This is a genomic window from Asanoa sp. NPDC049573, assembly GCF_040676615.1.
Lineage (GTDB): Bacteria > Actinomycetota > Actinomycetes > Mycobacteriales > Micromonosporaceae > Asanoa.
On the sequence record NZ_JBFAPI010000044.1, the window covers coordinates 1 to 7,503 of the forward strand.

Sequence of the window (7,503 nt, forward strand, 5' to 3'; positions counted from 1 at the left end):
ATCGTCCTGGCCGCCGGCTACGCCGGACACACCTGGGGCCTCGGCCGGATCTGGGCCCGCCTACCCCTCGTCCAACACAACCGCTGGATGATCTAAACCCCACCGTCGAACGTGCCGGACCGCCACAGGCGGCCCGGCACATCGCGTTGAACCGCGCATGGTGTCGCTCTATCGGCAACCCTTCCGTGGCCACGACGCTGCCGCTGCTGCCGACACGCGGCCGACAGGGAGGGACGTGGTCCACGCACCAGCGTCGACCAGGACGACGCGCCGAGGGCCGCGGCGTCGACCCGCGATCTATTCGCCGGCGGTCGCCGGCTCGACCACGGCGTCAACGCCACCGGCCGTGGCCCACCGATGATCTTGCAGACGGCCGGCGGCCGGTGCGCGGCGAGGGTGTCACCACCACCCTGTGACGTCGGGGAAGGGCGCCGGCTGCACCCCGGGAAGCCGGACGGAGGCGAGTACGCCGGCCCGCAGCGTCGACCGCCTCGAACTCGAGGTCGGGAGCGGCCGGGGCGTCGACGACGACGGCCAGCCCGGTCACATCCACACTGTCGAATAGGCAAGAGGGTGGCGGCACCGGTCGTGTCGTTGGGAGTCCACATCGGAGCGCTGGTCGCGACCGAGCCGTGGGACTGGGCGTCATATCGGACGTCCACCGTCACTGCCCGCCGCGGGGCACCCACGGTACCGCCGTCACCACCGCGGCGCCGTTGTGGGAGCCATCGGCATCGGGTTTCGCGCCGGCGGTCCGCCCGCCCGACAGCACCCGGCTGGTCCCCTCACCCGGTTTTGGTTGCCGACCATGGCGGTGTTGACCGCGTCGAATGCCAGACTCCGGTCGACCTGCCCTCGGGCGCCGGTGAGCGCGGCGTCGAGGTAGGCTTCGCGCAACGACGGGAACGGCAGCAGGGGATCGGCGGGCCCGACGTCTTTGACGACACAGTCCCAGACCACACGCCACCACTCCGCTCGTTGCGTGGCGCGGGCTCGCACCAGGTAGGACCCGGTGGCCTCGGGCGTCCACTGGTCGAGATCCGGCAGCGGCGCGGACTTGGCCGCCACCCGTAGGTGACAGCAGGATCGCGGCGGTAGCCGCCACCGCCACCGCCACCGCCACCGCGGCCGCGGTCGCGGTCGCCACCAGGCGCCGCCGCCGAGCGCGCCGGTGGCGTGCCCGCAATCGGCCATAAGGGTCCGGTGCCGGTCGCGCTTCGCCGGCCATGTCGTCGAGGACTTCGCGGATGCGTTCGTCCACGGTCATCGCAGGCTTCCTTTCGCCGGTTCGTTGTCGCAGAGGGCGGCCCGCAACCGGGCCAGCCCGCGCGACGCGTGGCTTTTCGACCGTAGTCAGTCTGCGTAGAAAGCCAGAACAATCTAGAATCCATCGCGTCCCTGACCAGGGACATCCCGCCTGGTGCGATCCCGAGCTATGCACCGCCGACCCGGCAACGACCGCCGATGACGGCTGCCGGGCCGGTGCTGTCGGGCAGCACCGGTCGGCCCCGGTCCCGCTGAACCTCACCACCGCCATCTGGCTTCCGCAGCGGGCCGGTACCGCCTTTCTCGCCGAGGCGGTAGCCCCGTGGCCGTGCGCGCCGTACCTGCTGGTTTGCCTCGGTGATGCGGAGCTGTCCATTCCCGTCGCGCATGCCGGCCCGGTACTGACGGGGCTGTCCGCGCTCGCTTCCTCAGCTGGTCAGGGGGCGGACTGGTGAGGATCGTACGGACAAGGCGCTGCGTGTGCTGACCGGGTTGACCGTTGCCGGGTTGGCCATCGTGGCGGGCGCGATCTCATTCGCGCACATGACCGAACTCGCCCTCAAGCACGGTCAGGCTGGTTGGAAGGCGTACGCCTTGGATATCAGTGCGGCCCGACCGCGCGGACGCCGCACGGCTGTTGCTGCTGCACATTCAATGGCGGTTCAGTGGACGACAGATGCGTCGGGCGGTGACGCGCGGCGGCCGCCTGGATGTCTGACTCGGCTTGTGCCGACCGGCTGGAGCGGTGATCCGCCTCGCTGAGGTATCACCGTACGGTTCTGTGGCTGTGCGCGGCGTCGTCGAGGACCCGGAGGCGGCGGGCGTACTCCTCTTCGTCGATGTCGCCATGAGCGAACCGATCGGCCAGCACCTGTTGCGGGGTCCGTTCCCGGCTTGTTGGTCCGGCTGCTCGGCGGTCGTGAGCCAGATACCGGGCCACCAGCACGATGGCGCCGATGATCAGGCTCCAGAACAGCACGTTGCTCACCACCATGAGCAACGTGCCCCAGCCGTTCATGCCGTTGCCCCAGTACATCATCGTCCTCTCCCTCCGCAGGCCTTCACTGTCTCGTCGGCTAACGGAACCGGGTACGGGCGAACGTCACCGAAGGCAATGCCGAAGGTCACCTCCTCGTCGACGGACCAGGTCATGAGCAGCCACACCACCTGAGCCCCGGTCTGGGCGCGACCACTCCGAAGGTCTGATCGCGAAACTACTGGCGGGCGCCTCCGTCTCCGGGCCGGCCCAGAAACGGGCGGCTGGTCCGTCGAAACAGGATGGTCGCTCACCCGGATCGGCGGATGACGCGGATTGACCTGGCGGCCGCCAGGTCGAGCTTGGCTGGCCTGCCGCGGTTGTCGATCTCAATGGCGACGTCGCGGCGGGCCGTGAGGGTGAGGACGGAGCCGATGCGGATGCCGAGTTCGTCCAGTCGGCGCAGAAGCGTTGGATCGCCGTCCCACACTCGGGTGACCTGGACGCTGCTGCCGGTAGGCACGGTCGCAAGCAGCGCTGGTTGCTCCTCGGGCAGTGTTCCGTCCGGCCCTGGGATGGGGTCGCCGTGCGGGTCGTGCGTGGGCCAGCCGAGCAGCCGTGCGAGCCGTTCCACGAATGTGTCGGAGACGGCGTGCTCGAGGATGTCGGCTTCCTCGTGCACCTCGTCCCAGCCGTAGCCCAGCTGCGCGACGAGGAAGGTCTCGATGATGCGGTGCTTGCGGACGATCGCCAATGCGATCCGGCGTCCCTCGCAGGTGAGATCGACCGTTCCGTAGCGGGCGTGGCGCAGCAGTCCGCGGTCGGCGAGCCTGCCGACCTGTTCCGACGCGGACGAGGGCGCGAGGCCGAGCAGCGATGCGAGCGCACCGACGGTGATCGGCCGGTCGGACCATTCGCCGGCGTTAAAGATCACCTTGAGGTACGTTTCGGCGACTGTCGATGGCATGGTATTCATCCCGTCGCGAGGCGCCGCGCCGTACGGCGGCGTCCGATAATGCCGTGCCGGGGGCTGAACAGGTAGACCACTGCGAACAGCGTGCCCTGTACGACGACGACGAGTCCGCCGGAGGCCGCGTCGAGCCAGAAGCTGAGGTAGATGCCGACCACCGAGGCCGACGCGGACAGGGCCGGTGCGATGACGATCATCCGGCCGAACCGGTCGGTCAGCAGGTAGGCGGTAGCGCCCGGGATGATCAGCATGGCGACGACGAGGATGACTCCGACGACCTGCAGGGCGACGACGGCGGTGAGCGCGAGGATCGCGAGCAGCAGAGCGCCCAGCAGCCGGGGGCTGATCCCGACCACGTGCGCGTGCGTGGGGTCGAACGCGTACAGCGTGATGTCACGGCGCTTGAGGACGAGGACCACGAAGGCGCCGGCGGCGAGCACGCCGATCTGGGTGAGGTCGGACGCGGAGATGCCGAGGATGTTGCCGAAGATGATGTGATTCAGGTCGGTCTGGCTGGGCGTGACGGAGATGAGGACGAGCCCGAGGGCGAACAGGGTGGTGAAGACGATGCCGATCGCGGCGTCCTCCTTCACGCGGCTGGTGCCGCGGATCGCGCCGATCAGGGCGACGGCGAGGAAGCCGAACACGAGTGCGCCGACCGCGAACGGCGCGCCCACGACGTAGGCGATGACCACCCCCGGAAGCACCGAGTGCGACACGGCATCACCCATCAGCGACCAGCCGACCAGCACGAGCCAGCACGACAGGAGGGCGCAGACGACGGCCGCGATCACGGTGGTGACCAGGGCGCGGACCATGAAGTCGTACTGCAGCGGTTGGACGACGAGATCGAGCGGGTTCACCCCACGCCCTCCGATGCGAACAGGTCGAGCCCGAACGCGCGGGCGAGGGTTTCCGGTCGCAGCGCCTCGTCGACCGGCCCGTGGAACAGCACTCGGCGCAGCAGGAGCACCGCCTCGTCGGCGAGGCTCGGCAAGGCGTGCAGATCGTGCGTGGAAACCACAATGGACCGTCCGTCGGCGAGTTCGCGCAGGAGCCGGACGATCGTCGCTTCGGACCGCTTGTCGACGCCGGCGAACGGCTCGTCCAGCAGCAAGATCCGCGCGTCCTGTGCGATGACGCGGGCCACGAAGGCCCGCTTGCGCTGCCCGCCGGAAAGTTGGCCGATCTGCCGTTCGGCAAGATCGGTCAGCTCGACCCGGGCGAGTGCCCTTGCTACCGCGACGTGGTCCTCCGGGCGGGGCCGACGGGTGAAGCCGAGCCGGCCGTAGCGGCCCATCATGACCACGTCGCCGACCGAGACGGGAAATGTCCAGTCGACGTTCTCACTCTGCGGCACGTATCCAACCAGGCCGCGCCGTCGGGCGGCGGCGGGCTCCGCGCCGTCAATGAGAACGTGCCCGCGTTCGGCTTTGACGATCCCCATGACGGTTTTGAACAACGTCGACTTACCCGACCCGTTCATGCCGACCAGCCCGGTGACCCGCCCCGGGTGCAGCCTGAGCGAGACGTCGTCCAGCGCGACCACGTCGCCGTACCGGACGGTCGTCCGGTCGATGTGGATCGCCGCCGTCGTCACAGCTTGACCCCGGTCAACGCGTGGACGATCAGCGAAGCGTCGTAGCGGATCAGGTCCAGGTACGTCGGAACCGGGCCGTCGGCGTCCGACAGGGAATCCACGTACAGGATGCCGCCGAAGTTGGCCCCCGTGGCCTCGACCACCTGCCGCATCGGGCGGTCGGAGACCGTCGACTCGCAGAAGACCGCCGGCACGCGCTTGGTACGGACGAACTCGATCGTGTCAGCCACCCGCTGCGGCGTCGCCTGCTGCTCGGCGTTCACCGCCCAGATGTAGCGTTCCGTCAACCCGGCATCCCGGGCCAGGTATGAGAAGGCGCCCTCGCATGTCACCAGCGACCGCTCGTTGGCCGGCAACGTCGACAGACGCGCGACGAGCCCGTCGTGCACGTCCTGCAGGTCCCTCTTGTAGGCCGCGCCGTTCGCCCGGAAGTCCGCGGCATCGCGCGGCGAGAGCGCGCTGAACGCTTCGACCATGTTGTCGACGTACAGTTGCACATTCAGCGGGCTCATCCACGCGTGCGGGTTGGGCTTTCCGGCGTACGCGTCCTCCGTAATGTCCTGTGTGCGCACGCCTTTGGTCACCACCACATGCGGCGCGTCGGCGGATTCGAGGAACTGGGCGAACCACGTCTCGAGGTTCAGCCCGTTGTCGAGGACGAGGTCCGCCTTGGCTGCCTTCGCGACGTCGCCCGGTGTCGGCTCGTACCCGTGAATCTCGGCACCGAATTTGGTGATGGAGTCGACCCGCAGGTGGTTCCCGCCCACGACCCGGGCGATGTCGGCCAGCACCGTGAAGGTCGTCAGCACCACGGGCCGGTCGTCCGCCGCCGCCGGACCCCGATCCGCGGCGCAGGCGGACGACAACGCGATGGCGAGCACCGAGAGGCCTGCTGCTAGCTGGGCTCTGCAGCTTTTCGGCATGCCAAAACTGTAGGAGACCGGACAATTCGGCGGACCGAAAACCACTGATTGGTGCCACCTGAAATCGCGATTGTTTCTCGGGTTTATTCAGATCCAGCGTCCGATCGTGCGCGCCGGCGGCGGGCTCGGCACCTTGGACGAACCGACCCCATCACCTTTGCCACACCGGTATCGTGAGTCTCGCCCGCCACTGGTCGCGGGCCACCTCCACCGCGAGAGCTCTGCCGAGTCATGCACATGTCAGATCGGAGCCACACATGGACCACAGGTTTATCGCGCAGGCTATCTCGTGCAGTACGGAATCCGTGGCAGATCGACAACGGCTCAAGCGGCTCGTGGATCCGAGCATATGCTATGCGGACCCAGCGGGCGGGGGCGCGCCTAGTGATGGTGCCATTCTCAATTTCGCGCTGAACCTCGAATACCTTGAGGCCGAGTTCTACCTTCGTGCGACAACCGGTTCCGGCCTGCCTGATGAGATGACCACCGGAGTCGGAACACGAGGCGAGGTATCCGGCGGCGGCTCGGTCAACTTCAGCAGCAATCTCGTGCGGAAGTTCGCGAGGGAAATCGCCTCCGACGAGATGGAACACGTCGCCTTCCTGCGATCGGCACTCGGCAGCGCCGCCGTCGCCCGGCCCACGATCTCGCTCGACACGAGCTTCACCGCTGCGGCCACCGCCGCCGGACTCATCAAACAGGGCGAGAGCTTCGACCCGTATGCGAACGACCTCAACTTCCTCTTCGCGGCATTTCTCTTCGAGGACGTCGGCGTTACCGCGTTCAAGGGATCCGCGGCGCTCTTGTCGAACAAGACTTACCTCGACGCCGCCGCCGGTTTGCTCGCGACCGAGGCATATCATGCTGGGATTGTCCGGTCCGCACTCTACAATGCCGGGATTGCCGACGACGCCGTGTTCCGCGGCGTCCAGAAAATCTCCGACGCCCGCAACAGCCTCGACGGTCCAACCGATGACGACCAAGGTATCGGCACAGCGGAAGAGGCGAATTTCATCCCGACCGACGACAACGGAATGTGCTATGGCCGGTCGGCCGGAGCAATCCTGAACATCGTATATCTGAACCCAAATTAACTGCGTCGGGCGGCTTCTACCCGGACGGCTTGAATGGTGAGATCGTCACAAGCGGCGGGCCCGCGCGGGGATAGCCTCCTTCGGGCACCGGCGCGCGGACGCGGAGTACCCGGCGGGTCCGGCCGCGAACCGAAGACGACGATGAACAGCGTGCACGTCCGCAGCGCCTCGGCGGCAGCGCTGGATGGTCAGCGCCGCGGTTTGTCCTCGGGGTAGGAGGCGCCGCCGTTGGATTCGCGGGTGAACGGCTTGGCGCCGCCCTCTGGCGGGCCGGCGATCGACTGGGAGCCGGCGGCCAACTCGGGGAACTTCTGGTCGAAGGCCGGCCGCTCGGAGCGGATCCGCGGCATCCTGTCGAAGTTGCGCAACGGCGGCGGCGAAGAGGTCGCCCATTCCAGCGAGTTGCCGTGGCCCCATGGGTCGTCGGCCAGCACGACGGGACCGGCCTTGTAGGCCTTCCAGACGTTGTAGATGAACGGCAGCATCGAGATGCCGAGGATGAACGCGCCGATCGTCGAGATCGTGTTGAGTGTGGTGAAGCCGTCGGTGGGGCGGTAGTCGGCGTACCGCCGCGGCATGCCCTCGTTGCCCAGCCAGTGCTGCACCAGGAACGTGGTGTGGAAGCCCACGAACGTCAGCCAGAAGTGCACCTTGCCCAACCGGTCGTCGAGCAT

The 7,503-nt window shown here is 67.9% G+C and carries 9 protein-coding genes; 2 read left to right on the forward strand and 7 right to left on the reverse strand.

Going from position 1 to position 7,503, the window contains the following annotated elements; translation table 11 throughout:
• Positions 1-699 precede the first annotated feature (699 nt).
• A complete protein-coding gene (locus AB0J74_RS38675; protein ID WP_363458228.1) occupies positions 700-1,068 on the reverse strand; it encodes a hypothetical protein in 369 nt (122 codons plus the stop codon).
• A gap of 678 nt (positions 1,069-1,746) precedes the next feature.
• Between AB0J74_RS38675 and AB0J74_RS38680 the strand changes: the two genes are divergently transcribed.
• Positions 1,747-2,028 carry a DUF2637 domain-containing protein gene (locus tag AB0J74_RS38680; protein ID WP_363458231.1) on the forward strand — a complete coding sequence of 94 codons (282 nt, stop codon included), beginning with the start codon at positions 1,747-1,749 and terminating at the stop codon, positions 2,026-2,028.
• Between the two features lie 4 nt (positions 2,029-2,032).
• Here AB0J74_RS38680 and AB0J74_RS38685 read toward each other — a convergent pair whose 3' ends face one another.
• From AB0J74_RS38685 to AB0J74_RS38705, 5 genes are all read right to left on the reverse strand, one after another.
• Positions 2,033-2,305, reverse strand: coding sequence for an SHOCT domain-containing protein (locus AB0J74_RS38685; RefSeq protein WP_363458233.1), 273 nt, complete (start codon positions 2,303-2,305; stop codon positions 2,033-2,035).
• Positions 2,306-2,552: 247 nt separating this feature from the next.
• Positions 2,553-3,209, reverse strand: a complete 657-nt coding sequence (locus AB0J74_RS38690; RefSeq protein ID WP_363458236.1) for a metal-dependent transcriptional regulator — start codon at positions 3,207-3,209, stop codon at positions 2,553-2,555.
• A gap of 5 nt (positions 3,210-3,214) precedes the next feature.
• Positions 3,215-4,075: a metal ABC transporter permease gene (locus AB0J74_RS38695; RefSeq protein WP_363458239.1), complete on the reverse strand. Its 861-nt coding sequence runs from the start codon at positions 4,073-4,075 to the stop codon at positions 3,215-3,217.
• Positions 4,072-4,812: a metal ABC transporter ATP-binding protein gene (locus tag AB0J74_RS38700; protein WP_363458241.1), complete on the reverse strand. Its 741-nt coding sequence runs from the start codon at positions 4,810-4,812 to the stop codon at positions 4,072-4,074. Before AB0J74_RS38700 ends, AB0J74_RS38695 begins: the two co-directional genes overlap by 4 nt.
• Entirely contained in the window at positions 4,809-5,693 is an 885-nt protein-coding gene (locus AB0J74_RS38705) for a metal ABC transporter substrate-binding protein (RefSeq protein WP_363458243.1), read from the reverse strand. The genes AB0J74_RS38700 and AB0J74_RS38705 overlap by 4 nt, the downstream gene beginning before the upstream one ends.
• 299 nt (positions 5,694-5,992) lie before the next feature.
• Here AB0J74_RS38705 and AB0J74_RS38710 point away from each other — a divergent pair, with 299 nt between their 5' ends.
• Positions 5,993-6,829: a ferritin-like domain-containing protein gene (locus tag AB0J74_RS38710; protein WP_363458246.1), complete on the forward strand. Its 837-nt coding sequence runs from the start codon at positions 5,993-5,995 to the stop codon at positions 6,827-6,829.
• Positions 6,830-7,017: 188 nt separating this feature from the next.
• Here AB0J74_RS38710 and AB0J74_RS38715 read toward each other — a convergent pair.
• On the reverse strand, positions 7,018-7,503 hold a 486-nt coding region (locus AB0J74_RS38715; protein WP_363458249.1), incomplete at its 5' end, for a cbb3-type cytochrome c oxidase subunit I.

What these genes read in the sequence shown, in the direction of transcription:
- AB0J74_RS38685 (WP_363458233.1), bottom strand. Translation starts at nt 2,305, where the DNA reads ATGATGTACTGGGGCAACGGCATGAACGGCTGGGGCACGTTGCTCATG.
- AB0J74_RS38690 (WP_363458236.1), bottom strand. Translation starts at nt 3,209, where the DNA reads ATGCCATCGACAGTCGCCGAAACGTACCTCAAGGTGATCTTTAACGCC.
- AB0J74_RS38710 (WP_363458246.1), top strand. Translation starts at nt 5,993, where the DNA reads ATGGACCACAGGTTTATCGCGCAGGCTATCTCGTGCAGTACGGAATCC.